This window comes from Actinomycetospora sp. (assembly GCF_036497585.1).
In the GTDB taxonomy this organism is placed as follows: Bacteria; Actinomycetota; Actinomycetes; order Mycobacteriales; family Pseudonocardiaceae; genus Actinomycetospora.
On record NZ_DASXJD010000116.1, the window covers coordinates 13,355 to 38,619 of the forward strand.

Annotated in this window: 23 protein-coding genes and 1 riboswitch; of the genes, 14 read left to right on the top strand and 9 right to left on the bottom strand. The window is 73.4% G+C overall.

Translation table 11 applies throughout. The features are described 5' to 3' along the window. Window positions 1–85: 85 nt before the first annotated feature. Together VGH76_RS11580 and VGH76_RS11585 are read left to right on the top strand one after the other, a co-directional pair. The gene (locus VGH76_RS11580) at window positions 86–598 is read left to right on the top strand and encodes a hypothetical protein (RefSeq protein ID WP_331556830.1); all 513 of its coding nucleotides are present in this window, start codon (window positions 86–88) and stop codon (window positions 596–598) included. Then, window positions 574–978 carry a polysaccharide deacetylase family protein gene (locus VGH76_RS11585; protein WP_331556831.1) on the top strand — a complete coding sequence of 135 codons (405 nt, stop codon included), beginning with the start codon at window positions 574–576 and terminating at the stop codon, window positions 976–978. Before VGH76_RS11580 ends, VGH76_RS11585 begins: the two co-directional genes overlap by 25 nt. 7 nt (window positions 979–985) lie before the next feature. Here VGH76_RS11585 and VGH76_RS11590 read toward each other — a convergent pair whose 3' ends face one another. Then, window positions 986–1,489 carry a DoxX family membrane protein gene (locus VGH76_RS11590; protein WP_331556832.1) on the bottom strand — a complete coding sequence of 168 codons (504 nt, stop codon included), beginning with the start codon at window positions 1,487–1,489 and terminating at the stop codon, window positions 986–988. Between the two features lie 149 nt (window positions 1,490–1,638). On the opposite strand from VGH76_RS11590, the gene VGH76_RS11595 reads away from it, so the two are divergent. The 4 genes from VGH76_RS11595 (at window position 1,639) to VGH76_RS11610 (ending at window position 6,728) form a co-directional block, all read left to right on the top strand. After that, entirely contained in the window at window positions 1,639–3,837 is a 2,199-nt protein-coding gene (locus VGH76_RS11595; RefSeq protein ID WP_331556833.1) for an MFS transporter, read from the top strand. 130 nt (window positions 3,838–3,967) lie between these two features. After that, window positions 3,968–5,026, top strand: a complete 1,059-nt coding sequence (locus VGH76_RS11600; protein WP_331556834.1) for an isopenicillin N synthase family dioxygenase — start codon at window positions 3,968–3,970, stop codon at window positions 5,024–5,026. Window positions 5,027–5,052: 26 nt separating this feature from the next. Further along, a complete protein-coding gene (locus VGH76_RS11605; protein WP_331556835.1) occupies window positions 5,053–5,841 on the top strand; it encodes an enoyl-CoA hydratase-related protein in 789 nt (262 codons plus the stop codon). Between the two features lie 287 nt (window positions 5,842–6,128). Continuing rightward, entirely contained in the window at window positions 6,129–6,728 is a 600-nt protein-coding gene (locus tag VGH76_RS11610) for a LuxR C-terminal-related transcriptional regulator (RefSeq protein WP_414637710.1), read from the top strand. Window positions 6,729–6,825: 97 nt separating this feature from the next. Here the strand turns inward: VGH76_RS11610 and VGH76_RS11615 are convergent, their stop codons facing one another. Beyond that, entirely contained in the window at window positions 6,826–7,026 is a 201-nt protein-coding gene (locus VGH76_RS11615) for a hypothetical protein (protein WP_331556836.1), read from the bottom strand. 79 nt (window positions 7,027–7,105) lie between these two features. Between VGH76_RS11615 and VGH76_RS11620 the strand changes: the two genes are divergently transcribed. The 4 genes from VGH76_RS11620 to VGH76_RS11635 all read left to right on the top strand — a co-directional run bounded on the left by VGH76_RS11620 (window position 7,106) and on the right by VGH76_RS11635 (window position 11,096). After that, window positions 7,106–8,233, top strand: a complete 1,128-nt coding sequence (locus VGH76_RS11620) for an LLM class flavin-dependent oxidoreductase (RefSeq protein ID WP_331556837.1) — start codon at window positions 7,106–7,108, stop codon at window positions 8,231–8,233. Between the two features lie 50 nt (window positions 8,234–8,283). Then, window positions 8,284–9,249: a quinone oxidoreductase family protein gene (locus VGH76_RS11625; RefSeq protein WP_331556838.1), complete on the top strand. Its 966-nt coding sequence runs from the start codon at window positions 8,284–8,286 to the stop codon at window positions 9,247–9,249. Window positions 9,250–9,314: 65 nt separating this feature from the next. Further along, window positions 9,315–10,070 carry an SDR family oxidoreductase gene (locus tag VGH76_RS11630; RefSeq protein WP_331556839.1) on the top strand — a complete coding sequence of 252 codons (756 nt, stop codon included), beginning with the start codon at window positions 9,315–9,317 and terminating at the stop codon, window positions 10,068–10,070. 213 nt (window positions 10,071–10,283) lie between these two features. Next, window positions 10,284–11,096: a SigB/SigF/SigG family RNA polymerase sigma factor gene (locus VGH76_RS11635; protein WP_331556840.1), complete on the top strand. Its 813-nt coding sequence runs from the start codon at window positions 10,284–10,286 to the stop codon at window positions 11,094–11,096. Here VGH76_RS11635 and VGH76_RS11640 read toward each other — a convergent pair. The 3 genes from VGH76_RS11640 to lepA all read right to left on the bottom strand — a co-directional run bounded on the left by VGH76_RS11640 (window position 11,063) and on the right by lepA (window position 17,197). After that, a complete protein-coding gene (locus VGH76_RS11640; RefSeq protein WP_331556841.1) occupies window positions 11,063–13,069 on the bottom strand; it encodes an FAD/NAD(P)-binding protein in 2,007 nt (668 codons plus the stop codon). The two genes, VGH76_RS11635 and VGH76_RS11640, sit on opposite strands and share 34 nt — an antisense overlap. Before the next feature lie 256 nt (window positions 13,070–13,325). Further along, the gene (locus tag VGH76_RS11645; protein ID WP_331556842.1) at window positions 13,326–15,191 is read right to left on the bottom strand and encodes a DEAD/DEAH box helicase; all 1,866 of its coding nucleotides are present in this window, start codon (window positions 15,189–15,191) and stop codon (window positions 13,326–13,328) included. A gap of 140 nt (window positions 15,192–15,331) precedes the next feature. Beyond that, window positions 15,332–17,197, bottom strand: a complete 1,866-nt coding sequence (gene lepA, locus VGH76_RS11650) for a translation elongation factor 4 (protein ID WP_331556851.1) — start codon at window positions 17,195–17,197, stop codon at window positions 15,332–15,334. Window positions 17,198–17,446: 249 nt separating this feature from the next. Between lepA and rpsT the strand changes: the two genes are divergently transcribed. After that, window positions 17,447–17,740, top strand: coding sequence for a 30S ribosomal protein S20 (gene rpsT / locus VGH76_RS11655; protein WP_331556843.1), 294 nt, complete (start codon window positions 17,447–17,449; stop codon window positions 17,738–17,740). A gap of 72 nt (window positions 17,741–17,812) precedes the next feature. Here the strand turns inward: rpsT and holA are convergent, their stop codons facing one another. Then, window positions 17,813–18,778 (bottom strand): DNA polymerase III subunit delta, encoded by a 966-nt coding sequence (gene holA / locus VGH76_RS11660; protein ID WP_331556852.1) that lies wholly within the window; start codon window positions 18,776–18,778, stop codon window positions 17,813–17,815. Window positions 18,779–18,974: 196 nt separating this feature from the next. Beyond that, window positions 18,975–19,093: riboswitch (SAM riboswitch) on the top strand. 11 nt (window positions 19,094–19,104) lie between these two features. Here holA and thrC point away from each other — a divergent pair. Continuing rightward, window positions 19,105–20,388, top strand: a complete 1,284-nt coding sequence (thrC, locus tag VGH76_RS11665) for a threonine synthase (protein WP_331556844.1) — start codon at window positions 19,105–19,107, stop codon at window positions 20,386–20,388. Window positions 20,389–20,391: 3 nt separating this feature from the next. On the opposite strand, the gene VGH76_RS11670 is transcribed toward thrC, so the two are convergent. Beyond that, the gene (locus VGH76_RS11670; protein ID WP_414637711.1) at window positions 20,392–22,008 is read right to left on the bottom strand and encodes a ComEC/Rec2 family competence protein; all 1,617 of its coding nucleotides are present in this window, start codon (window positions 22,006–22,008) and stop codon (window positions 20,392–20,394) included. Between the two features lie 95 nt (window positions 22,009–22,103). Here VGH76_RS11670 and VGH76_RS11675 point away from each other — a divergent pair, with 95 nt between their 5' ends. Together VGH76_RS11675 and VGH76_RS11680 are read left to right on the top strand one after the other, a co-directional pair. After that, a complete protein-coding gene (locus VGH76_RS11675) occupies window positions 22,104–22,286 on the top strand; it encodes a hypothetical protein (RefSeq protein ID WP_331556846.1) in 183 nt (60 codons plus the stop codon). Next, window positions 22,283–22,462, top strand: coding sequence for a hypothetical protein (locus VGH76_RS11680; RefSeq protein ID WP_331556847.1), 180 nt, complete (start codon window positions 22,283–22,285; stop codon window positions 22,460–22,462). Before VGH76_RS11675 ends, VGH76_RS11680 begins: the two co-directional genes overlap by 4 nt. A gap of 989 nt (window positions 22,463–23,451) precedes the next feature. Here VGH76_RS11680 and VGH76_RS11685 read toward each other — a convergent pair. Continuing rightward, the gene (locus tag VGH76_RS11685) at window positions 23,452–24,171 is read right to left on the bottom strand and encodes an alpha/beta hydrolase (RefSeq protein WP_331556848.1); all 720 of its coding nucleotides are present in this window, start codon (window positions 24,169–24,171) and stop codon (window positions 23,452–23,454) included. Between the two features lie 23 nt (window positions 24,172–24,194). Then, entirely contained in the window at window positions 24,195–25,172 is a 978-nt protein-coding gene (locus VGH76_RS11690) for a hypothetical protein (RefSeq protein ID WP_331556849.1), read from the bottom strand. Between the last annotated feature and the right edge of the window lie 93 nt (window positions 25,173–25,265).

The window sequence follows — 25,265 nt, forward strand, 5'->3', positions numbered from 1 at the left end:
GTTCCTAGCGCACCGGATCGGCTTCACCCGGGTGCCGCGTGTCGTCCGTCGCGCCGGGACGCCGTCGTCGCCAGGATCGACGCCCATGGAGAGCCGCCGCCGCACCGTCCTGCTCGGCGCGACCGGGGCGGCCGCGCTCGCGGCCACGGGGTGCGCGACGTCGGCGCCGGCGCCCGCCGCCCCGTCGTCACCACCCCCGTCGTCACCACCCCCGTCGTCACCACCCCCGCCGTCACCAGCCCAGACGGTCGCGACGGCCGTCGACCTCGCCGCCCCGCCCGCCCAGGTGATCGCCCGGACCGCCGACGTCCCGGTCCTGTGCTGGCACCAGCTGCGCGACTGGCGCCCCGACGACTCGGCCTCCGCCCGGGCCACCCTCATCTGCCCGCCGGCCGCCTTCCGCGCGCAGCTCGACGCGCTCCGCGACTCCGGCCACACCACGATCTCGCCCGACCAGCACCTCGCGCACCTGACCACCGGCGCGCCCCTGCCACCGAAGCCCGTGCTGCTGACCTTCGAGACTCCCAGGGCAGCCAGATCACCACGGGCGTCCCGGAGCTGGCCCGCCACGGCATGCACGCCGCGTTCTTCGTCGTGACGGTGCCGTTGGGCAAGCCGAAGTGGATGAGTCGCGACGACGTCCGGCGACTGCACGACGCCGGGCACACCGTCGCCGCCCACACCTACGACCACCACCGCGCCGACCGCTACACCGGCACCGACTGGGACACCCAGCTCGTGCAGCCCCGGGCCACGCTGGAGGCGATCACCGGCGCCCCGGTGCGGCACTTCGCCTATCCCTACGGCGACTGGGACGCCTCCGACTTCGCCCACCTCGACCAGGCCGGGTACGTCACCGGCTACCAGCTCGCGGAGCGCCCGGTGGACCCGACGCGGCCGCTGCTCACGCTGCGGCGGACGCTCGTCGGGTCGACCTGGGACGGCCCGGCGCTGCTCGCCGCGATGACCCGGCCCTGAGGTGATCTCAGGTGAGCGCCTTCGCCCGCGCCGCCACCCCGGCCGAACCGGCCAGCCCCGCCCCCAGCGCGGCCAGCGCGACCCCGACCCCGGACCGCTCCGTGCCCAGTGCGTGGTCCAGCGACAGGTCACCGGGACCCTCGGCGGCGACGGCCAGGGCGGCCGCCGTCAGGACCGCGTTGTACTCCCACCCACCCTTGGTCACCCAGGGGCCGTTGGCCTTGTGCACGTGGAAGACCGCAGAGCCCATCGCCCCGGTGATCATGGTCGCGGCGAGCGGGGTCGCGAGCCCGGCCGCCAGCAGCGCGCCGCCGCCGGCCTCGGAGACCCCGGCGGCGACGGCGTTGTCCCGTCCCGGCTTGAGCCCCATTCCCTCGAAGCCCTGGGCGGTGCCGTCGATCCCGCCGCCGCCGAACCACCCGGCCAGCTTCTGCATGCCGTGGCCGAAGAACAGCAGCCCGACCACGAGCCGCAGCACCAGCATCCCGATCTTCACGAGCACTCCCGTCACTGCACGGACAGTTGTCTCATCAACCTAGACCCGGGCGCGGTGCGGCGCTCCGGGGGGAGACGGACGAGGGTCACATGCGCCTGGGGTCCCAGATAGGTGCACACTACAATCGTTCTGCTCGTTGCCCTGACTAACGAATCGGACGGCCCATGACGACGACGGCGACCGCCTCCGCGCCCGTCTCGCGCGCCCATCCGGACCACCCCGGCTACAAGTGGCTCGCGTTGTCGAACACCACGCTCGGCGTGCTGATGGCGACGATGAACTCCTCGATCGTCCTCATCTCGCTCCCCGCGATCTTCCGCGGCATCGGTATCAACCCGCTGCAGCCCGGCAACATCAGCTACCTGCTGTGGATGATCATGGGCTACATGCTGGTCACCGCGGTGCTGGTGGTCACGCTGGGCCGCTTCGGCGACATGTACGGCCGCGCGAAGATCTATAACGCGGGCTTCGCCGTCTTCTCGATCGCCTCGATCGCGCTCGCCCTCGACCCTTTCTCCGGGGGCGGCGGGGCGCTGTGGCTGATCCTCATCCGGGTCGTGCAGGGCATCGGCGGCGCCATGCTCATGGCCAACTCGACGGCGATCCTCACCGACGCCTTCCCGGCCGAGCGCCGCGGCTTCGCGATCGGCACCAACTCGGTGGCCGCGATCGGCGGCTCGTTCATCGGTCTGCTCGTCGGCGGCGTGCTCTCCGAGGTCGACTGGCGCCTGGTGTTCTGGGTGAGCGTGCCCTTCGGCGTCATCGGCACCGTCTGGGCCTACAAGACGCTGCGCGACCCGGCCGGCCGTCGTGCCCACAAGATCGACTGGTGGGGCAACCTGACCTTCGGCGTCGGGCTGATCCTGCTGCTCGTGGGCGTCATCTACGCGATCCAGCCCTACGGCGGGCACGCCGAGGGCTGGACGAGCCCGTTCGTCCTGACCTGCCTCATCGCCGGCGTCGTCGTCCTCGTGATCTTCTGCTTCGTGGAGGCGCGGGTCGACCAGCCGATGTTCAACCTGCGGCTGTTCCGGATCCGGGCGTTCTCCTCGGGCCTGGTCGCGACGCTGATGAGCGCGCTGTCCCGCGGTGGCCTGCAGTTCATGCTCATCATCTGGCTGCAGGGCATCTGGCTGCCGCTGCACGGCTACGAGTACGAGCAGACCCCGCTGTGGTCGGCGATCTACATGCTGCCGCTGACCATCGGCTTCCTGGTGTCCGCGCCGATCTCGGGCGTGCTCTCCGACCGGTTCGGCGCGCGGCTGTTCGCCACCGGCGGCCTGGTCATCGTGGCCCTGACCTTCGTCGGCCTGCTCATGGTGCCGACGGACTTCAACTACTGGGTCTTCGCGCTCATCCTCTTCGTCAACGGCGTCGGCTCCGGTCTGTTCATCTCCCCCAACATGACGGGGATCATGAACTCGCTGCCCGCCGACCAGCGTGGCGCCGGCAGCGGCATGATGTCGACGCTGCAGAACTCGGGCATGGCGCTCTCGATCGGCATCTTCTTCTCGATGCTCATCGCGGGCCTGGCCTCGTCGATGCCGAGAGCGCTGTTCTCCGGGCTGACGGCCCAGCACGTCCCGACGGCCGTCGCCCAGCAGGTGGCCGGGCTGCCGCCGGTCGGCACCCTGTTCGCCGCGTTCCTCGGTTACAACCCGATGCAGGAGATCCTCGGCCCGCAGGTGCTCGGGGCGCTCCCGCCGGAGAACGCCGCCACGCTCATCGGCAAGCAGTTCTTCCCCAACCTCGTCACCGGGGCCTTCCACGACGGCCTCGTCGTGGTGTTCTCCGTCGCCATCGGGGTCTGCCTGATCGGCGCCCTCGCCTCGCTCTTCCGCGGCGGCAAGTACGTCCACCAGGACGTCGCCGACGACGAGCGGGTCGAGCCCGCCGAGGGCGACCCGGCCGGCCCGGCCCTGCCGGCCCCGACCGTCGACCACGTCGCACAGCACGCCGCCCCGGTGGAGTCCCGGCCCGCCGTGGCCGCGGCGGGGAACGGACAGCGGAACGGCAACGGGCACACCAACGGTTCCCGGCCTCGTCCGGCGCCCGCCCCGGCCCCCGGGTCGAACGGCGGCGCCGGCCTCGTCTCGGGCCACGTCACCACCCCCGACGGGCGTCCGGTGGGCGCGACTCTCACCGCGACCGACTCGAGCGGCCGCCAGCTGGGCCGCGCGCGCACCGACGCCGAGGGCGCCTTCACGCTGCACGCCAGGCCGGGCTCGGCCCTGCTGATCTGCTCGGCCCCGGGTCACCGGCCGCGGGCCGAGACGGTGACGATCGGCACCGGCGGCGTGCGCCACGACGTCCTGCTGGATCCCTCGGACCGGGCGGCGCGGACGCCGGTGGCCGGCAGCTAGGTGGCCTCCGGCCTCGTGAGCACTATTCCGCCCTATGACACGGAATAGTGCTCACAGGCGCGGAGCGCACCTGTGACCCACGGAGCACGCACGCGGCGCGGGCCGTACGGCGGGCGCAGACTCGAAGGCGATGAGCGAGCTCCTGTCCCCCGCTGCCGCGTCGACGACGACGGGCCTCCCCGTGCTCGACCTGCGCCGGCTCCACGGCCCCGACCGGCCGGCGCTGCTCGACGAGCTGCGTCGTGCGGCGCGTGACGTCGGGTTCTTCGTCGTCACCGGGCACGGCGTCGACCCGGCGCTGAAGGCCTCGCTCGACGAGACGGTCCGACGCTTCTTCGCCCTGCCCGTCGCCGAGCGGCGCCTCATCGAGAACACCGGCTCGCCGCACTTCCGCGGGTACAGCCGCGTCGGGACCGAGCAGACCGCCGGGGCGGCCGACCAGCGCGAGCAGATCGACGTCGGGCCCGAGCGGGAGGCGCTCCCCCGCAACCCCGGCGACCCCGCCTGGACCGGCCTCGTCGGACCCAACCGGTGGCCGACGGCGCTGCCGGGGCTCCGGACCGCGGTCCTCGCGTGGCAGGCCGAGGCGCTCCGGGTCAGCCGCGAGATCCTCCGCGCCCTCGCGGAGTCGCTCGGCCGGCCCGCCCAGCACTTCGACCGCTGGTTCGACGACGAGTCCCACCTGCACCTCAAGGTCATCCGTTACCCGGGCGGCACGACGAGCCGGCAGGGCGTCGGCGCGCACAAGGACTACGGCTTCCTCGCGCTGCTCCACCAGGACGCCGTCGGCGGCCTGCAGGTCCAGCTCCCCGACACCCCCGACGGCGCGCCGGGCGGGTGGATCGACGCCTCGCCGGTGGCGGGCGGTTACGTCGTCAACATCGGCGAGATGCTCGAGATCGCCACCCGCGGCTACCTCACCGCCACCCGGCACCGCGTCACCAGCCCGCCGGCGGGCACCGACCGCTACTCCGTGGCCTTCTTCCTCGGGCCGCGCCTGGACGCCGTCGTCGAGCCGCTGACGCTGCCCGGGGCGCTCGTCGCCGAGCTCGGCGAGGACCACGACCCCGACGCCTACGACCCCGCGCACGACCCGGACAACCCGCTGCACGCCGCCTACGGCGACAACGCGGTCCGCGGCTGGGTCCGCTCCCACCCCGACGTCGCGCGGCGCTGGGGGTGGGCATAGGTGCGCTCCGCCTAGGGTCGGCGACCATGAGCGAACTGGTGCACCTCGCCGTCGAGGCCGGCCGCGCGACCATCACCCTCGACTCGCCGGCGAACCGCAACGCGCTGTCGGCCCAGCTGCGCCGTGAGCTGCGCGAGCACCTCGACGCCGCGCTCGGAGACGACGCGGTGCGCGTCGTCGTCCTCACCCACACCGGCTCCGTGTTCTGCTCCGGGATGGACCTGCGGGAGTCGCGGGGCGCGGGCGCCGGGGACCAGGGCGTGCACGAGTTCCCGGGCATCCTGCAGACGCTCTGGCACTCGCCCAAGCCCGTCATCGCGCGGATCGCCGGGCCCGCCCGCGCCGGCGGGGTGGGCCTCGTGGCCGCCTGCGACATCGCCGTCGCGGCCCGCGCCGGCGACGGCACGCGGGGCGCGACCTTCGCGTTCAGCGAGGTCCGCATCGGTGTCGTGCCCGCCGTCATCTCGGTGACCGTGGTGCCGCGCCTGCTCCCCCGCGCCGCCGAGGAGCTCATGCTCACCGGTGAGATCTTCGACGCCGACCGGGCGGCCGCGATCGGCCTGGTCAACCGGGCGGTCGACCCCGCCGCGCTCGACACCGAGGTGGACCGCTTCACCGACATGCTCGCGCAGGGCGGCCCGAAGGCGCTGGCCGCCACGAAGGCGATGCTGCGCCGCACGCCGGCGGCCGACATGGCTGACGACTTCGACGCCATGCTGCGCCTCTCCGCGGAGTTCTTCGCGTCCGAGGAGGGCCAGGAGGGGATGGCCGCGTTCGCCGAGAAGCGGGCGCCGAGCTGGGTCCCGAAGGGCTGAGGAACGACCCGCCGAGAAAATTCGTCGGCCCGACCCCTCAAGCCTGATCGGGGGTCCGCCGATGGAGTGGTGTGTTCCCGCTCATGGACCGTCAGTCGTTCGTCCGGCCGGACGCCCCGACACCCTGGGGGCACGGCATCACCCGAGGGAGCGTCGCCGCCCGCCCGGCGGCCGCGGTCTCCGCCACCGTCCCGGCCGCGCGTGCACCGCACGCCGACGCGCCGGTGGCCGGTGGGCTCTTCACCCCGGCCGGCGGCCTGGGGGCGGTCGGCGAGCACCTCTCGGTGCTGCTCGTGGACGCCGAGGCGGCCCGCCGCGAGGTCGTGGCGCACTCGCTCGTCGGCGCGGGGGCGGGCCACGTCGTCGAGGTCGCCTCGTCGGAGCAGGCGCGGGCGCGGGTGCTCGCCGGGCCGCCCTGCGAGCTCGCCGTCGTCGACCTCGACCTCCCCGACGGCGGGGCCCTCGACCTGATCGGCGAGCTGCGCGCGCAGGGCTGGCGCACCGTCGTCTTCGGCGGGCCCGACGACCCCGGCGCGGCCCGGGAGGCCTTCCACGCGGGCGCGCTGGCCTACCTGCTGACGTCGTCATCGGCGGGGATCGGTGGGGCTGCCCGCCGCTTCCTCGAGCCGGGCCCGTCCGCGGGGGGACGCCAGTCCGGCGGCGCCCGGGTGCCCGGTGTCGACGACACCCCGTGCGAGCTCTCCTCCCGCGAGGTGCAGGTGCTCCAGTCGGTGGCCGACGGCCAGTCCAACCACGAGATCGGCGCGGAGCTGGGGCTCTCCGCCCTCACGGTGAAGAGCCACCTCTCGCGCATCGGGCGCAAGCTCGGCACCGGCGACCGGGCCCGGATGGTCGTCCTCGCGATGCGCGCCGGGGTGGTGCGCTGAGCAGCGCGCTCAGCGCAGGTTGAGCACGATCACCAGCACGATGAGCACGACGAGGGTGCCGGTCACCCAGAGCCGCGCGTAGCGGCGGTCCACCGGCTCAGTCCCCGGGACCGCGGCGCCGCTCGAGGGCGGCGAGCCGCCAGGCGACGGTCCGCTCCACGACCGAGTCGATGCTCGCGGCGATCCCCCAGCACAGCGGGCCGAGGACGCCGACGACGAGGATCACCTGGAGGGTGAAGTCGAGCTGGGTGAGCCACAGCTCGACCCCGTCCCACCAGGTCGCGACGGCGTGCAGCACGCCGGACAAGGTACGCGGGCGCCGGTGACGACGAGGTGGGAGGTTGACCGGCCGCGACGCGCGGAGCAGCGTCGCCGGTGTGCCTGTCGAGTTCCTCGGGATCGCCGCCACCAACGACGGGTCGGAGACCCACCCGCGCTCGGGTGGCGCCTTCGACGCCGACTACACCCTGCGCCTCGCCGCGACCCACGCCGAGAACGACTGGGACCGCGTCCTGACCGCCTACTCCTCGGGCAGCCCCGACCCGGCGCAGGCCGCCGCCTACATCGCCGACCACGTCGACGGCCTGCAGCTGCTCGTCGCGCACCGCCCGAACCTCTCGATCCCGACGTTCGCCGCGAAGACCTTCGCCACGCTGGACCACATGTCCGGCGGGCGGGTCACCGTCCACGTGATCACCGGCGGCAACGACCACGAGCAGCGCCGCGAGGGCGACACCCTGTCCAAGGACCAGCGCTACGGCCGCACCCGCGAGTACATGCAGATCCTCAAGGCGGCCTGGACCCGCGACGAGCCGTGGGACTTCGCCGGCGAGCACTACGCCTTCGCCGACTTCCGGGCGGACGTCAAGCCGCTGCAGCAGCCGCGGATCCGGCTCTCGTTCGGCGGCTCGTCGGACGCCGCGTACGCCACCGGCGGAGCCGAGGCCGACATCTACGCCCTGTGGGGCGAGCCGCTCGCCGACACCGCGGGGCAGATCGCGACGGTGCACGCCGCCGCCCGCGCGGCGGGGCGCACCACGATGCCGCGCATCCAGGTCGCCTTCCGCCCGATCCTCGGCGCCACCGAGGAGGCCGCCTGGGAGAAGGCGTACGCGACGGTCGCGCGCATCGAGGAGCGCACCGAGGGCGGGACGAAGCCGCTGACCAACCGGCACCGGCTGACCGACCCGGAGAACGCCGGGTCGCGGCGCCTGCTCGCCGTCGCCGAGCGCGGCGAGCGGTTCGACCGGGCGCTGTGGACGGTGACCGCGAAGGCGACCGGCGGCGGGGGCAACTCGACGGCCCTCGTCGGGACCCCGGAGACGGTGGCCGCGGCGCTGCTGGACTACTGGGACCTCGGCGTCGACATCCTGTCGGCCCGGGGCTACGACCTGCTCGCCGACGCCGCGGAGTTCGGCCGCGAGGTCATCCCGATCGTCCGCGAGGAGGTCGCCACGCGGGAGGCCGAGGGCCGCCCCCGCGGGGTCGACGCGCTCGCTGCCTGAGGCCCCCGACGGCATCGCGGCGCGGGGTCGGGGCCGTTAGGTTCGGGCCCATGTTCGCCGTCTATGCGTCCGAGCCCAACGCCGACGACCCCCTCGCCTCCCTGGTGGTGGGCGAGCGGCCCGACCCCGAGGTCCCCGACGGGTGGGTGCGGGTCAAGGTCGAGGCCGCCAGCCTCAACATGCACGACCTGTGGACCCTGCGCGGCGTCGGGATCACCGAGGACCAGTTCCCGATGATCCTGGGCTGCGACGGCGCCGGCACCCTCGACGACGGCACCCCGGTGGTCCTGCACTCGCTGATGGGCGACCCGGACTGGAAGGGCGACGAAACCCTCGACCCGAAGCGCAAGATGCTCACCGAGTGGGCGCAGGGCAGCTTCGCCGACTACGTCGTCGTCCCGAAGCGCAACGCCGTGCCGCGTCCCGAGGGCATGACCGCGGTGGCCGGGGCCGTCATGGGAACCGCGTGGCTCACCGCCTACCGGATGCTGTTCACCAAGTCCGGGCTGCGCGGCGGGCAGACGATGCTCGTCCAGGGCGCCTCCGGCGGGGTCTCGACGGCGCTCATCGCGCTCGGGCGGGCCGCCGGGATGCAGGTGTGGGTCACCGGGCGCACCGACGAGAAGCGCGAGCTGGCGGTGCGCCTGGGCGCCCACCAGGTCTTCGAGTCCAACGCCAAGCTGCCCGGCAAGGTCCAGGCCGTGTTCGAGACCGTCGGCGAGGCCACCTGGAAGCACTCGGTGCGCTCGCTGGTGCCCGGCGGGACGATCGTCTGCTCGGGCGCCACGTCGGGCAACCAGCCCCCCGCCGAGCTCGCGCAGATCTTCTTCCTGCAGAAGAACCTCGTCGGCTCCACGATGGGCACCCTCGACGAGCTGCGCGACCTTCTCGACTTCGTGGCCACCACCGGCATCAGCCCCGAGATCGGCCAGGAGCTGCCGATGACCGAGGCCGCCAAGGGCTTCCAGGCGATGTCCGACGGCGAGACGGCGGGCAAGATCGTCTTCACTCGCTAGCGCTCGTGTGTGCGTGCGTTTCCGTGCTCAGGCACGGAAACGCACGCACAAGCCGGAGGCCAACCATGCGCGTCCTGCTCACTGGCGGCACCAGCGGGCTCGGGCTCGCCATGGCCCGCGCGCTGGTCGACGACGGCGCCCACGTCGTGCTCACCGGGCGCGACGGCGACCGGGCGGCCGCCGTCGCCGGCGAGCTGGGCGGGCCAGGAGCTGCGGGTCGGGCCCACGGTCTCGGCGTCGACGTCCGCGACGAGGACGCCGTGGCCGCGGGCACCGAGCGCGCCGTCGCGCTCCTCGGCGGCCTCGACGTCCTCGTCCTGAACGCCGGAATCGGGATGCGCACCGTCAACCCGCGCTTCCTCACCGACCCGCAGCCGTTCTGGGAGGTCGGCCCGGACGCGTTCCGCGCCGTCGTCGACACCAACCTCACCGGCTACTTCCTCACCGCCCGCGCCGCGCTGCCCGCGCTGCGCGACGGCGGCGGGCGGATCGTCGTCGTCTCGATGAACCACACGACGATGGTGCGGCGCGGCTTCGTGCCCTACGGGCCGTCGCGGGCGGGAGCCGAGGCGCTCGCCCGCGTCATGGCGGCCGACCTCGCCGACAGCGGCGTCACCGTCAACATCCTGTTGCCGGGCGGCGCGACACGGACCGGCATGGTGCCCGAGGAGGCGCCGGTCGAGGGCCTGCTCGACCCGGAGGTCATGGTGCGCCCGCTGCGGTGGCTGTGCTCCGCGGCCGCGGCGGGGGTGCACGACGAGCGTCTCGTGGCCAACGAGTTCGGCGACTGGCTCGCATCACGCGGAATCCGCGATGTTTGATCTTGTGGCGAGCAGGGCATGCCGATGGTCCGAGGGTTGAGCGCACAGTCCCGGTCCGGCACCAGGAACGTCCGCGTCCCCTTTCTCCTGATCTCGACCCCATTCGCGGACTCCGTCGTGCCCTGCCTTTCGCACGCCACCGCGACGTGGTTCATCCGGCAAGCCACCGCGGGCCATCCAGTGCCGTCGTTCCGGCACGTCCCGGAGGTCTGCATGAGCGAGCGCACGAGCGCCTACGACCAGTACGCGCCCCTCCTGAAAGAGCTGGCCGCCTGCTCGGACACCGACCCGCGACGCGACACGCTCGTCTCGCAGCTGGTCGACGCCTACCGGCCGGTCGCCCACAACATCGCCCGCCGCTTCTCCCGGCGCGGCGAGGCCGTCGACGACCTCGAGCAGGTCGCCGCCATCGGCCTGCTGCACGCGCTGCGGCGTTACGACCCGACGCAGGGTCGCGACTTCCTGTCCTACGCCGTCCCCACGATGATGGGCGAGGTCCGCCGGCACTTCCGCGACGCCGCCTGGACGATCCGCACGCCGCGCGGGGTCAAGGACCGCTACCTGCAGGTCGGGACCGCGTCGACGGCGCTGAGCCAGCACCTCGGCCGCGCACCGACGGCCTCGGAGATCTCGGAGCACCTCGGCGTCGACCGCGAGGAGGTCATCGAGGCCATCGCGGCGCACCACTCGTACCGCCCGGACTCGCTCGACTCCACGCTCACCGAGTCGACCGAGACGACGATGGCCGACGTGCTCGGCGCCGACGACCCCGACCTCGACCACGTCGAGAGCCGCGCGCTCGTCCGGGACCTGGTCGGCAGCCTCCCCGAGCGGGAGCGGCGCATCCTCGTCCTGCGCTTCGTCCACGAGCAGACGCAGTCCGAGATCGCCGCGCAGCTCGGCATCTCCCAGATGCACGTCTCGCGGCTGCTCAGCCAGACCCTCGAGCGGCTCCGCGAGCGGGCCCGGGTGCGCGACGCGGCGAACGCCCCTCAGCCGGAGATGGCGGTCGCCAGCATCGCCTGAGCGCAGGCGTCGTTCGCGCGGAAGCTCACGCTGTTCGTGCGGGGCCGGGTGAAGGCACCCGGCAACCGCACGGTGGTGTGCGGGCCGACGGCGAAGAGCCGCGGGTGCGGCTCCTCGTCGGCGCCGGTCAGCACGCGGAAGTCACTGGCGCGGACCGGCACCAGCCCGGTCGAGTGCACGACGAGGGGGGCCTCCCGCTCGTCGACCCGCTCGGCGACCGCGTCCAGCGAGCAAGGCGTCGCGCGCTCCTCGAACCGCAGCGTCTCCTCGTCGAGCACCCCGTGGCGGGTCAGCGAGGCGAGCATCGGGTCCAGGGTGCGCCGCACGCTCGGGGAGGCCAGCCGGGCGTCCACGAAGGTGCGGGCCCGGACCTCACCCTGCAGCGAGGCCCCCGTCGCGACGAACTCCGCCCCGTCGGGACCCTCGTCGACGTCGACCTGGAGCGACGCGCCGAGGAACGTCACGAAGCCGGCGCGGGAGAGGGCGAGCAGCTGGCGCAGCCGCGGCCCGGGCGGGCCGCTGGCCATCGACGAGAACAGGTTCTGCCACCACGACAGGTCGTAGGCCCGCGAGCGCGGCGTCAGCCCGCCCCGGCCGGCGAGCTCCCCCGAGATCATGAACGCCGACAGCAGCGCGGTGAAGGCGCCCAGCTCCGCGGTGTGCGCGGGGTCGACGTGGCGGGCGAGGTCGTCGGCGATGTACTCGCGCAGCTGCTTCTGCAGCGTCTCCGGGTCGGCGAACACCCCGGCGAGCGGCCGGTCGAGACGCTCGAAGTCCAGCCGGTCGGACTCGGCGGGCACCGCCTGCGCGACCAGCGCCTCCCGCTCCTCGGAGTACCAGTCCAGCGCGGCGTAGCGCTCGGCGAACTCGTCCCAGGTGGTGGTGACGCGGCCCGGGTGGCCGTGGTGGAGCTCGTGGTACCAGCCCCAGCCGACCTCCTTGGCGATGAGCGGCCACACGTCCTCGCGCAGGCTCACCTCGCCGCGTGCGAGCAGCTCTTCGACCTGCTCGGGGCCGAAGAACCGCGGCAGCGGCGGGCGGGGGCCGCGCAGGGCGTACTCGGTCTTCGCGTGGTAGGGCACCCCGCGTCCGGAACCGACCTGCAGGAACACCTCGCGGCCCGACGGGACGTACTCGAGCCGACCGCGCCCGGACCCGTCGTCGTCACCTCCGTCACCTCCCACGGCGGGGACCTCCACGAAGCGCCCGCCGCGGCCCTCGTAGAGCAGCACCATGAGGTCGACGAAGGCCAGGCCCATTCCGCGGGCGATCACGGTGCGGCCGGGCTCGATCGCGTCGAGGTCGGAGTCGGTGGTCTGCTCCGGCGGGAAGTACTGCAGCCCGAGCCGGCGCGACTTCTCGACGATCGCGGCCTCGTCGTCGGACGGCGTGGCGTCGAGGTGCCCGGAGGCGAGCACGACGGCGTCGGCGTCGACCTCGACGCTCGTGCCGTCCGACTCGTCGATGCACACCCGGCGCACGTCTCCGTCCACGATCCCGGTGGCGCGCCCGTCGTGCACGTGCACCCGCAGGCCGTCGGGCAGCGTGGCGAGCACGCGGCGCAGCACGAAGTCGAGGTAGTGGCTCTGCAGCTGGCGGGTCGGGAAGGTGGCGGGACCCAGCGCGCGGACCTCGTCGCCGACGCGGCCCTCGGGCACCGACTCGCCCTCGAGCTCGCCGTCCCGGACCTGCTGGGCCCACTCGATGAGGCTGGGGCCGGGGACGATCGGGCCCTCGCAGGTCACGGTGTCGTCGGTGTACATGGTGACGTCGGCGGCCATGGAGTTCATCCACAGCAGCTCGGACTGGGCCGTGCGCCAGATCCGGCCGGCGCCCGGCGGGTAGGGGTCGACGAGGTGGACGTCGAGGGGGTGCTCGGCGTCGACGCCGTGGGCCGGCGCGGAGGCGGCGAGGCGTTCGAGAATCCCGGTCCCCCGGGGACCCCCGCCGACGATCACCAGCGAGCGCGCCATCCGCCGCCCTCCCCTCCGGTCTCCTCCGACGGTAGGCGCGCCGTGGCGCACCCGGCCACTCGGTGTGACGCGCTCCGGGGGGCCGGCATTCCCGGGGGACGACGACCCCTCGTGGCAGCAACGGCACGTTCCTGGCATCTGACGCCAGAACGGCGCCGCTCACCCGCGGCCCGGGCTCCCGTCCGGAACGAGCGAAAGGCCCCCTCGCTCGACTAGATCGAGCGAAGGGGCCCCTCGGTCAGAACCGGGGTCGGACTCAGCGCGGCGTGCGCTCCCGGCGGTCGGGACGGGGGCCGCGCTTGTCAGGGCGAGGTCCCGACGACGGCGCCTCCGAGGCCCGCCGGAGCCCCATCGGCCGGCCGGCGACGCGGGCCCGCTGCAGTCGCTTGACCACGGCGCCCGGGACGTCGGCGGGAAGCTCGACCAGCGTGTGGTCGGGCCGGATGTCGATGTGCCCGATGTGCGCGGAGTCGAGCCCGGCCTCGTTGGCGATGGCCCCGACGATCGCGCCCGGCTTCACCCGCTGGTTGTGGCCGACGTCGATGCGGTAGGTGTCGGTGCCCGAGCCGACGGTCCACGTCGGAGCGGCGGGGCGCTTGCCCTGACCGCGGCCGGGCTTGTCGTCCCGGTCGTTGCGGCCGCGCTTCTCGCCCCGTGCGGGCGGGGCCGGCAGGTCCCCGACCAGCAGCGGCTTGCCGCCCTGGGCCATCCTGGCCAGCGCCGCGGCGAGGTCGATCGGGTCGACGTCGTGCTCGGCGACGTAGTCGTCGATGACCTTGCGGAAGACCGGCAGCGGGTCGCCGCCGTCGTCGTCGGCGCCGAGGGCCGCGGTGATGCGCTCAGCGAACCGGGCGCGGCGGCGGTCGTTGACCTCGTCGGTGCCGGGCACCGACATCTCCTCGACCTTCTGCCGCGTGGTGTTCTCGATCGCGCGCAGCAGCCGGATCTGGCCGCGGGTGACGAACGAGATCGCGTCGCCGGAGCGGCCCGCGCGACCGGTGCGCCCGATGCGGTGCACGTAGGACTCGGGGTCGGTCGGCAGGTCGTGGTTGACGACCAGCGTGATGCGCTCGACGTCGAGGCCGCGGGCCGCGACGTCGGTGGCGACCAGGACGTCGAGCTCGCCGGAGCGCAGGTCGGCGATCGTCTTCTCGCGCTGCACCTGCGACAGGTCACCGGAGATCGCGACCGAGGCGAAGCCGCGGCGGTTGAGGGCCTCGGAGACGTCGGTCGTGTTCTGCCGGGTGCGGACGAACACCAGGGCCGCGTCGAAGTCCTCGACCTGCAGCACGCGGGCCAGGGCGTCGGCCTTGAGCCGATCGGGCAGGACGACGTAGCGCTGGCGCGTGTTCGCCACCGTCGTCGTCTTGCCCTTGATCGAGACCTCTTCGGGCGCGTTGAGGTGCTTGCGGCTGACCTCACGGATCGCCGCGGGCATCGTCGCCGAGAAGAGCGCGACCTGACGGTCGGCCGGCAGCAGCCCGAAGATGTTCTCGACCTCGTCGAGGAAGCCCATCTGCAGCATCTCGTCGGCCTCGTCGAGCACGAAGTACCCGACGTCGCGCAGGTCGAGTGTGCCCTTCTCGAGGTGGTCGGCGACCCGGCCCGGCGTGCCGACGACGATCTGCGCGCCCCGGCGCAGCGCGGAGAGCTGCGGGCCGTAGGGCGCGCCGCCGTAGAGCTGCACGACGTGCACATGCGGCATCCCGGCCGAGAACGACTCGATCGCCTCGGCGACCTGGATCGCCAGCTCGCGGGTCGGCGTCAGGATCAGCGCCTGCGGGGCGCGGACGGCCGGGTCGATCCGGGAGAGCAGCGGCAGCGCGAACGCGGCGGTCTTGCCGGTGCCGGTCTGGGCCAGGCCGAGGACGTCGCGGCCGCCGAGCAGCAGCGGGATGGTCTCGGTCTGGATCGGGGTGGGCGTGTGGAAGCCCTGCTCGACCAGGGTGCCGAGCACGCGGTCGTCGAGACCCAGCGCGGCGAAGCCGTTGGGGGTCTCGTCCGGCTGGTCGGCGTCGGTGTCGTCCTCGGTGTCCGTGTCGACGTCGTCGGACGCGACGTCGTCGGTGAGGAACGGGTCGAGCGGGAGATCGGGATCGGACAGGACAGCAGCGTCGGTCACAGAACTCTTTCGGGAGTGGGGTACGGCGGACGGTTGGAGCTGTCCGCGGACCGCCTCGTTGGGCAGTCCTTCCCAGGCCGACAGCTCGGCACCTGCCGATCCAGTCTACGCGAGCCGGACACGGCGGATCATGCGACGGGTCACTTCTTGCCCGACTTCGCCTTGTCCACGGCGTTCTGGTCGGTGGAGAGCGCGGCGACGAAGGCCTCCTGCGGGACGTCGACCCGGCCGATCGTCTTCATCCGCTTCTTGCCCTCCTTCTGCTTCTCCAGCAGCTTGCGCTTGCGGGTGATGTCGCCGCCGTAGCACTTGGAGAGCACGTCCTTGCGGATCGCGCGGATCGTCTCGCGGGCGATGATCCGCGAGCCGATCGCCGCCTGGATCGGCACCTCGTACTGCTGCCGTGGGATCAGCTCGCGCAGCTTGGAGGCCATCGAATTGCCGTAGGCGTAGGCCGCGTCCTTGTGCACGATCGCCGAGAACGCGTCGACCGGCTCGCCCTGCAGCAGGATGTCGACCTTGACGAGGTCGGCGGCCTGCTCGCCGGCGGGCTCGTAGTTCAGCGACGCGTAGCCGCGGGTGCGCGACTTCAGGACGTCGAAGAAGTCGAAGATGATCTCGGCGAGCGGCATGGTGTAGCGCAGCTCGACGCGGCTGTCGGACAGGTAGTCCATGCCGTCGAGCTGGCCGCGCCGCGACTGGCACAGCTCCATGATCGCGCCGACGAACTCCGCCGGGGCGAGCACGGAGACCTTGGTGATCGGCTCGTAGATCGCCGAGACCTTGCCCTCGGGCCAGTCGGCCGGGTTGGTGACCTCGGCCTCGCCGCCGTCGTCGAGCTCCACGCGGTAGACGGTGTTGGGCGCCGTCGAGATGAGGTCGAGGCCGTACTCCCGCTCGAGGCGGTCGCGGGTGATCTCCAGGTGCAGCAGCCCGAGGAACCCGCACCGGAAGCCGAAGCCGAGCGCGGCCGAGGTCTCGGGCTCGTAGGACAGGGCCGCGTCGTTGAGGCGCAGCCGGTCCAGCGCGTCGCGCAGCAGCGGGTAGTCGCTGCCGTCGATGGGGTAGAGCCCGGAGAACACCATCGGCTGCGGGTCGCGGTAGCCGCCCAGGGGCTGCTCGGCGCCCTTGCGCTCGGTGGTCACGGTGTCCCCGACGCGGGACTGCCGGACGTCCTTCACCCCGGTCATGAGGTAGCCGACCTCGCCGACGCCGAGACCCTGGCAGGGCTTCTGGTCCGGCGAGATGATCCCGACCTCGAGCAGCTCGTGGACGGCGTTGGTGCTCATCATCCGGATCCGCTCGCGCGGGGTGATCTTCCCGTCGACGACGCGGATGTAGGTCACCACGCCGCGGTAGGTGTCGTAGACCGAGTCGAAGATCATCGCGCGGGCGGGGGCGTCGGCGTCGCCGACCGGGGCCGGGATCCGCCGCACGACCTCGTCGAGCACCGCCGCCACGCCGTCGCCGGTCTTCGCGGAGATCCGCAGCACGTCCTCGGGCTCGCAGCCGATGAGGTGCGCGATCTCGCCGGCGTACTTCTCGGGCTCGGCGGCCGGCAGGTCGATCTTGTTGAGGACCGGGATGATCTCCAGGTCGTGCTCGAGGGCCAGGTAGAGGTTGGCCAGGGTCTGCGCCTCGATGCCCTGCGCGGCGTCGACCAGCAGGATCGCGCCCTCGCACGCGGCCAGCGACCGGCTGACCTCGTAGGTGAAGTCGACGTGCCCGGGGGTGTCGATGAGGTGCAGCACGTGGTCGCGCTGCTCGCCGTCGGGTCCGGCGGCGCACCACGGCAGGCGCACGTTCTGCGCCTTGATGGTGATGCCACGCTCCCGCTCGATGTCCATGCGGTCGAGGTACTGGGCGCGGTACGCCCGATCCCCCAGGACGCCCGTGAGCTGCAGCATCCGGTCGGCCAACGTCGACTTGCCGTGGTCGATGTGGGCGATGATGCAGAAGTTGCGGATCCGCTCCGGCGGCGTGAACGTCTCGTCGGCGTAGCCCACGGTGCCGGGTCGGCCAGGGGTCTTGGCCGACTGCTGCGTCGTGGTGGTCTCGGTCAACGAGGTCCTCGTTCCTGCTCGCGCGCGGGCATGTCCTGCTCCCCCATGGTCCCATGGCACCCGAGCGGCACCGGCGATGTGGGGCATTGGTAATCTGGTGGTCACTGCGCCGTGCGGGCTGGACGCCTGTGTCCGCTCCCGGGCGCGTCCGCACGCAGGAACTCAACGACTACCCAGAGGTTCGAAGGCCCCGTGGCGAACATCAAGCAGCAGGTCAAGCGCAACCGCAAGAACGAGGAGGCTCGTCAGCGGAACAAGGCGGTCAAGTCGCGGATCAAGACCGCGATCCGCCGCTACCGCGAGACCCTCGAGGCCGGTGACACCGCCGCGGCGGACGAGCGCCGCCGCGAGGCCGGCCGCCTGCTCGACAAGGCCGTGAGCAAGGGCGTCATCCACAAGAACCAGGCGGCGAACAAGAAGTCGCGCATGGCCCATCGGGGGGCGCGCTTCACCGTCGACGCGAAGGCCGGCAAGACCCCGGCTTGAGGCCGGACCCGCGCTCGTCCTCGGAGGGCACCGTCGTCCGCGACGGTGCCCTCCGTCGTGTCCGGGGCCGGTTCATCGACGGCGGGCGTGGCCCGCGAGGGCGGCGAGCTCGACCGTGGCCCGCTCGAGGGCGTAGGACGCATCGGCGGCCGCGCCCTTGACATCGGCGTTCACGTCGGCGACGAGCGACATCGCGCGGGTGAGCCCCGGCCCGTCCCAGCCCCGGGCCTGGCCCTGCGCCTTCTTGACCTTCCACGGCGGCATCTTGAGCTCGGAGGCCATCCGGTACGGGTCGCCCCGGCCGGCGGCGGACACGCGGGCGATGGTGCGCACCGCGTCGGCCAGCGCGTCGGCCACCAGCACGTGCGCCACCCCGGTGTCGAGCGCCCAGCGCAGCGCCTCGAGGGCGCCCGCCCGGTCCCCGGTCACCGCGCGCTCGGCCACGGCGAACCCGGTGACCTCGGCCCGCCCCCGGTGGAACCGGCGCACCGCCTCGGCGTCGACCTGCCCCGCGGCGTCGCTGACCAGCTGCGACGACGCCGAGGCCAGCTCGCGCAGGTCCGATCCGACCGCGTCGAGCAGCAGGCCCAGCGCCTCCCCGGTGATCGAGCCGCCGGCCTGGCGGACCTCGGCGCGCACGAACTCGGCCCGCTGGTCGTACTTCTGCAGCTTGGGTGCCTCGGTGACGGCGGCGCCCGCCTTCTTCAGCCCGTCGACGAGCGCCTTGCCCTTGGCGCCGCCTGCGTGGACCGCGACGAGCGAGACCCCGTCGGTGGGGGCCTTCGCGTAGTCGACCAGCACGGTGGTGACCTCGGCGTTCGCGTCCTGCGCGGCCTCGAGCACCACCACGCGGGCCTCGGCGAACAGCGACGGGCTGACCAGCTCCGCCAGCAGCCCGGCCGTGATCTCGGAGGCCCGCAGGGTGCGGACCTCGAGGTCGGGATCCCGACGGCGGGCGGCGGCCACCGCCCCGGTGACGGCGCGTTCGACCAGCAGGCCCTCGTCGCCGACGACGAGGCGCACGGGCACGTCGTCCACCTCGGCGGACGGGGACTTCGCGCCCGACGCGGGGCGGGCTCTCGGTGGCACGTCGACATCCTCCCAGGAGCCCCCGACACCGTGGCGTGCACAACGTCCTCGCGCGGTGGCCGGATGACCATGCGGTGCCGTAACGTGCCGGTAGCGTGCGAGCCGGGGTCGAGACCGATCCGAGCCGTCGCCGACAACCGAATACGGCTCATCCAGAGGGGTAGAGGGAACGGCCCGACGACACCCCGGCAACCGGCGGCCGCCGCCCGCGGCAGGCAAGACCGGTGCCAATTCCGACCCGTGACACCGCGGGGAAGATGAGGAGAAGACCTTTCATGACGCTGACTGCCTCCGGACCGTCGAGCACCGCCTCCGGGACCGCCGGCTCGTCCCTCGACCTCGGTCCGGCCGCCGCCCTGGCCTGCCGGGCGTGCGGGCACCGCCTCGACCTCGCGGCCGAGTTCGCGTGTCCGCAGTGCTTCGGCCCGCTCGAGGTCGCCTACGACTTCGGCCGCGTCACCCGCGAGCAGATCGAGCGCGGCCCGACGTCGATCTGGCGCTACAAGGACCTGCTGCCGGTGCCGAGCACCGTCGAGTCCCACCCCAACACCGAGCCCGGGTTCACCCGCCTCCTGAAGGCCGACCGCCTGGGCGCGGAGCTGGGCATCCGCAACCTGTGGGTCAAGGACGACACCGGCAACCCGACCCATTCCTTCAAGGACCGCGTCGTCGCCGTGGCCCTGGCCGCCGCCCGCGAGCTGGGCTTCACGGTGCTGGCCTGCCCCTCGACCGGCAACCTCGCCAACGCGACCGCGGCCGCCGCCGCCCGCGCCGGGTGGGACTCGGTGGTGCTCATCCCGTCCTCCCTCGAGCGCGCCAAGATCCTGATGACGGCGGTCTACGAGACCACGCTGCTCGCCGTCGACGGCACCTACGACGACGTCAACCGCCTCGCCACCGAGCTCGCGTTCGAGCAGGAGGACTGGGCGTTCGTCAACGTCAACGTCCGGCCCTACTACGCCGAGGGCTCGAAGTCGCTGGGCTACGAGATCGCCGAGCAGCTCGGCTGGCGCATCCCCGCCCAGACCGTCATCCCGGTGGCCTCCGGCTCGCAGCTGACCAAGGTCGACAAGGCCTACGGCGAGCTGGTCTCGTTGGGCCTGGTCGACGGCGGTGACTGGAAGGTCTTCGGCGCGCAGGCCACCGGGTGCTCCCCGGTGTCGACGGCGTTCGCCGAGGGCACCGACGTCGTGCGGCCGCAGAAGCCGGACACCATCGCCCGCTCGCTCGCGATCGGCAACCCCGCCGACGGCCCGTACGTGCTCGACACGGTCCGCCGCTGTGGCGGCGCGGTCACCGACGTCGACGACGACGAGGTCCGCGACGCCATGCGCCTGCTCGCCCGCACCGAGGGGATCTTCGCGGAGACGGCGGGCGGGGTCACCGTCGCGAATGCCAAGAAGCTCGTGGAGCAGGGCCGGCTCGACCCGGACGCCGACACGGTCCTGCTGATCACCGGCGACGGGCTGAAGACCCTGGACGCCATCGAGGGCCACGTCGGCCCGACGGCGACCGTGCCCGCCACGTCGAAGGCGGTCCGCGAGGCGCTGGGGCTGTAGAGCTCACCGCCTCCTCGGGTCGGGGCGGGGATCGCCGCGCGCCACCACCGCGGCGCCCCCATCCGCCGCGGGCACGAGCGCGAGGTCCCCGCTCTGGTCGGTGCGACGCACGAGTGCCCCGGTGCCGGCGAGCAGGCCCATCATCGCCGGGTTCGGGTGCCCGTAGCTGTTGCCCTGCCCGACGCTGACCAGCGCGAGCCGGGCGTGCGCCGCCGTCACGAACGCCGGCAGGGACGACCGCGAGCCGTGGTGGGGCACCTTGAGCACGTCCGCGCCGAGGTCGGCCCCGGAGGCGAGCAGCGTCTCCTGCGACTCGGCCTCGGCGTCCCCGGGCAGCAGGACGCGCCCGAGCGGGGTGGTGGCCCGCAGGACCAGTGAGGTGTCGTTGACCTCGGTGCCGTCGTCGGGGTCGACGTGGGGCCGCGGGTGGAGCGGGCCGAGGACGTCGAGCTCGAGCGCCGGCCACCGCAGGACCGCGGCGGGGTCGAGCCCGACGACGGGCGTGCCGGCCTGCCGGGCCCGGGCGGTGACCTGGGCGAGGGCGCCGATCGGCTCGTGGACCGGACCGATCGCCACCGCCCCGGCCGGCCGGCCCCGCAGCGCGCCGGCGAGCCCGTCCACGTGGTCGGCGTGCAGGTGCGAGAGCACCACGAGGGCGAACGAGCGTACCCCCAGCCGCGCGAGGCACCCGTCGATCGCGGTCCCGTCCGGTCCGGCGTCGAGGAGCACGGCGCGCCCCGGCTCCCCCGTCGCGAGCACGAGCCCGTCGCCCTGCCCGACGTCGCACATGACCAGCGCCCAGCCCGGCGGCGGCCAGCCCACCGGCGCCACGCGCGTCGGCACCAGCACGAGCAGCAGGCCCACGACGACGGCGAGGGCGAGCAGCCGCACCCGCCGCCACCGCAGGGCCACGAGCCCGAGCAGCACGAGGCCGGCCAGCAGCAGCCCGCCGGTCACCCCGCCCGGCCAGTCCGGGGCCGCGCCCGGCACCGCCGCGCAGCGGTGCGCCACCCACACCAGCCACGACACCTCCGGCCCGGCGAGCCACACCGCGGCGTGCGCACCGCCGGTCCACCACGGCGCGAGCACGGCGGCCAGCACCCCGAGCACGGTGGCGGGAGCGACGACGGGTGCGGCGAGGAGGTTCGCGAGCACCGCGACCAGGCTCACCTCACCGGACAGGCCCGCCACCACCGGCGCGGTGACCACGTGCGCGGCGAGGGGCACCGCCAGCGCCTCGGCGACCCCCGGCGGCACCCCGCGCCGGCGCAGCGCCGTGACGACCACCGGCGCCAGCAGTACCAGCGCCCCCGTCGCGAGCACCGAGAGCGCGAACCCGGCGTCGACGGCCAGCGCCGGGTCGACCAGCAGCAGGACCACCACGGTCGCGGCGAGCGCGGGCAGCACCGAGCGCGTGCGCCCGAGGGCGAGCGCGAGGATCGCGACGGCGCCCATGGCGCCGGCCCGCAGCACGCTCGGCGACGGCCGGGCGAGCACCACGAACCCGACCAGCGCCAGGAGCGCGAGCACCGCGACGGTCCGCGGGCCCAGCCGCACCCCGCGGGCGAGGAGCAGGACCGCACCGAGCACGAACGCGACGTTCGAGCCGCTGACCGCCAGAAAGGGGGGTGCCTCCGCAGGAGGCGAGGCCCGCCCGAGACGCCATCCCGGCCGGGCCTGTGACCGGAACCTCTGCCCAAGAGAGGAGACCGGCTATGAGCCAGCCTCGCACCTCCACCACGATCGCCGCGCCCTCCCCCGGCCCGAACGACGACCTGCTGCCGCCCTGGCTCTGCCTGGACTGCGACGAGCCCGTCGACCCGGACGACACCACCGACCCGCTCTACTGTGGGCACTGCGCCGGGTTCCGCGCCTGGTATTACGGAGCGGACCATTGAGCGAGGAGCAGCTCCTCGCCGAGCTGCGCGCCCGCCGCGCCGCCGAGGACCGAGCCCACCAGGCCGAACTGCTGCTACTGCAGCTCGCGCTGCGCCTGGGCCTGCCCGCCGCACGCACCACCCCGCCGCAGACCGCGGCGCTGCTGGAGGGCTGGCTCCAGGACGGTGCCCCATGACCGCCCAGCGCCACCTCCCGGCCCGCGTTGCCGCCCCGCCGCGTCCCACCGGTCCCGCTGGGCCTGATGTGGGCGCTGCTGCCCCTGGATGTCGCCCGCGGGCTGCTGCCCGCGGGCTGCTCACCGCCGTCATCGGCTGGTGGGCGTGCATCCCCTCCGGGGTGTTCGTCGTCGGCCTGGGGGCCTGTCTGCCGGGGAGATGACCGGTGATGCGCCGCGTCGTCCTGACCCTCGGGCTCGCCGCCGCCACCGTGTGCGCCTTGCTGGTGTCCGCCTCGGCCACGATTGACCTCGCCCGGCAGCACCACATGACCGGCCCGATCCCGGTCGCCCTCGTCGGCGTCCTCGAGCTGCTCGCGCTCGGCTGCGCCTGGGCGTGGGTCAAGGGGTCGCAGGTTCGAATCCTGTATCCCGACAGAGAAGTAGCAGGGCAGAGGTGGTGCGGGGATCGTCCGCACCGGCTGGGACCGGGTAGATGTCAACGATTTGTCAACGCCGCTACTCCGGAACGATGCCGAGGATGGCGCTCCTTGGCGGGTGCCAGCCTCCTCGGCCATGCCGGGCAGGACGTGTTGCACGGGTCAAGCGTCGGTGTCCGGGCGCCCCCTGTCCGGGCTCCCGGAGGACTGAGAGCGGCGTGGTGGTGGGGACGAAACGCCCGCGCCAGCCCGAACCCGGTCGGGCCCGCCTCGTAACAGGCCATCACCGGGCCGGGCTGCGCGCACACCCAGTCCACGATCTGCTCGGTCCGCGCCCCGACCCGTTGCGTCCGGATCTCTGCTGCGCTCTCGTCGATCGCGCAGCCGATCACTGATCGCGCATGGACGTCCAACCCGACCCACGTACCCTCGCCCAGCACCGGCGCCTCCCCGTAAATGCGGCACCGTCACCAGCCGACGGTGACCCGCGCCAACTTACGAGCGGAGGCGCCAGCCTCCATACGGTCTAGCGGGCCCTCCCGGGCCGCCGTCCACAGTGGGACGCGATGGTCAGAGCGGCGCGCGCTCAGCGGAGGGGCGGGTGGCCACGAAAGTCAGCGCGGCCTCGATCAGGTCGATGACGGCATCTGGGTGGGAGACCATCGGGACGTGGCTCGAGGCCACCTCGACGGTCTCGGCGCCCATCCGCCGGGCGAACATCCGCTCCTCGTCCGGGTCGATCGCCTGGTCGTGCGTCGCCACGAGGTACCAGGTGGGCCGCGATCTCCACGCCGGGGTGCCCATGACGTCGTCGAAGACGGTCATCGCAACCGGCTGCTGGACCGCGTGCATGACCTTCGCCCGGGCGGGGTCCACGTCGGCGGCGAAGTGCCGGACGAAGTCGTCCACGGGCAGGCGGCCGAAGCCCTGCTCGTCGACGGCGATGTGCCCGAGGGCCGGTGGTGGCGGCGTCGCGGCTCCGACGCCGGAGATCGTTTCACCGGTGTCGAGCCCGAACGCGGCGATGTAGACGAGCCCGGCGACGGCCAGCTCGTCACCGAGAGCGGTGATTACCTGGCCGCCGTAGGAGTGGCCGACGACGATCGCAGGGCCCGGTCGCCATGCCAGGGCCTGGCGCAGGCGTCTGACGTCGTCCGCGAGGGAGGTCAGCGGGCACTGGGGGGCGATGACGTCGTAGCCCTTGGCCTGCAGGTCGGCGACAACGGCGCTCCAGCTGGAGCCGTCGGCGAAGGCGCCGTGGACGAGGACGACGGTCGGGTGTTCGGTCATGGTCGGACTCCGTTCCTTGCTTGCTAGCCGAAGGTGAACACGTAGGCCTGGGCGCCCGCGTCGATGAAGGTGATCTCGAACGTGCGGTCGGTGACGGCACCTGGGTGGCGGATGAGCTGGTAGAGCCGCGCCTCCGCGACGGTGCCGTGGCCGGCCTCGTCGACGTCGAGCCCATGGGCCTCGCTCGGCGGCTCGCCGTCGATGCGGACGATGAAACGGGCCGGGGCGCCGCGGGTCCCCAGCACGAGGTTCACGTCGCGGGCACGGCTGCGGTGGACGATCCGCCCGCCGGGCTCGTCGAGGCTCGTGACCTGGGCCTCCGCCGTCCAGGCACCGCCGAGGGCCCACTCGTTGCGCCGGAGCCGGGCCGGGGCGTCGTACACCCGCCCGTGACGGAGCCGGAACCCGCCCGGTGACACGAAGCCATCCGCACGTGCGTAGCCGACGTAGGTCTCCGGCGAGCCCAGGGTGTCCCAGTCGGCGGCGAGGGAGACGCCGTCCGCGACGACGTCGGCGAGGTCGTCCCCGACCGTGGCACCGGCGTCCGCGAGCATGTGCCGGATGACCCTCTCCGAGCGCTCGTAGTCCTCCTCGCCGAAGTGGTGGTGGCGGACCCGGCCTTCCGTGTCGGCGAAGTACAGCGCGGGCCAGTAGTGGTTGTCGAAGGCCCGCCACACGGAGAAGTCGTTGTCGATCGCGATCGGGTAGGTGATGCCCATGACGTCGAGGGCCGCGCGGACCTGCGCCACGTCGTGCTCGAACGGGAACTCCGGCGAGTGGGCACCCACCACGACGAGGCCGGCGTCGCGGTATGTCCTGTCCCAGGCCTGGACGTAGGGCAGCGTGCGCAACCAGTTGACGCACGAGAAGGTGCAGAACTGGACGACCACGGCGCGGCCGCGCAGGCCTGCCGGTGTGAGCGGCTCCGTGTTGAGCCAAGTTGTCGCCCCGGCCAGGCTCGGGAGCTCGCCCTCGACCGGCAGCCGTGCGGTGCTGGTCATCGCAGCGACCGGAAGGTCGTCCGCATCTCCTCGCTGAAGATCTCCGGCTGCTCCCAGGCCGCGAAGTGCCCGCCCCGGTCGACCTCGTTGAAG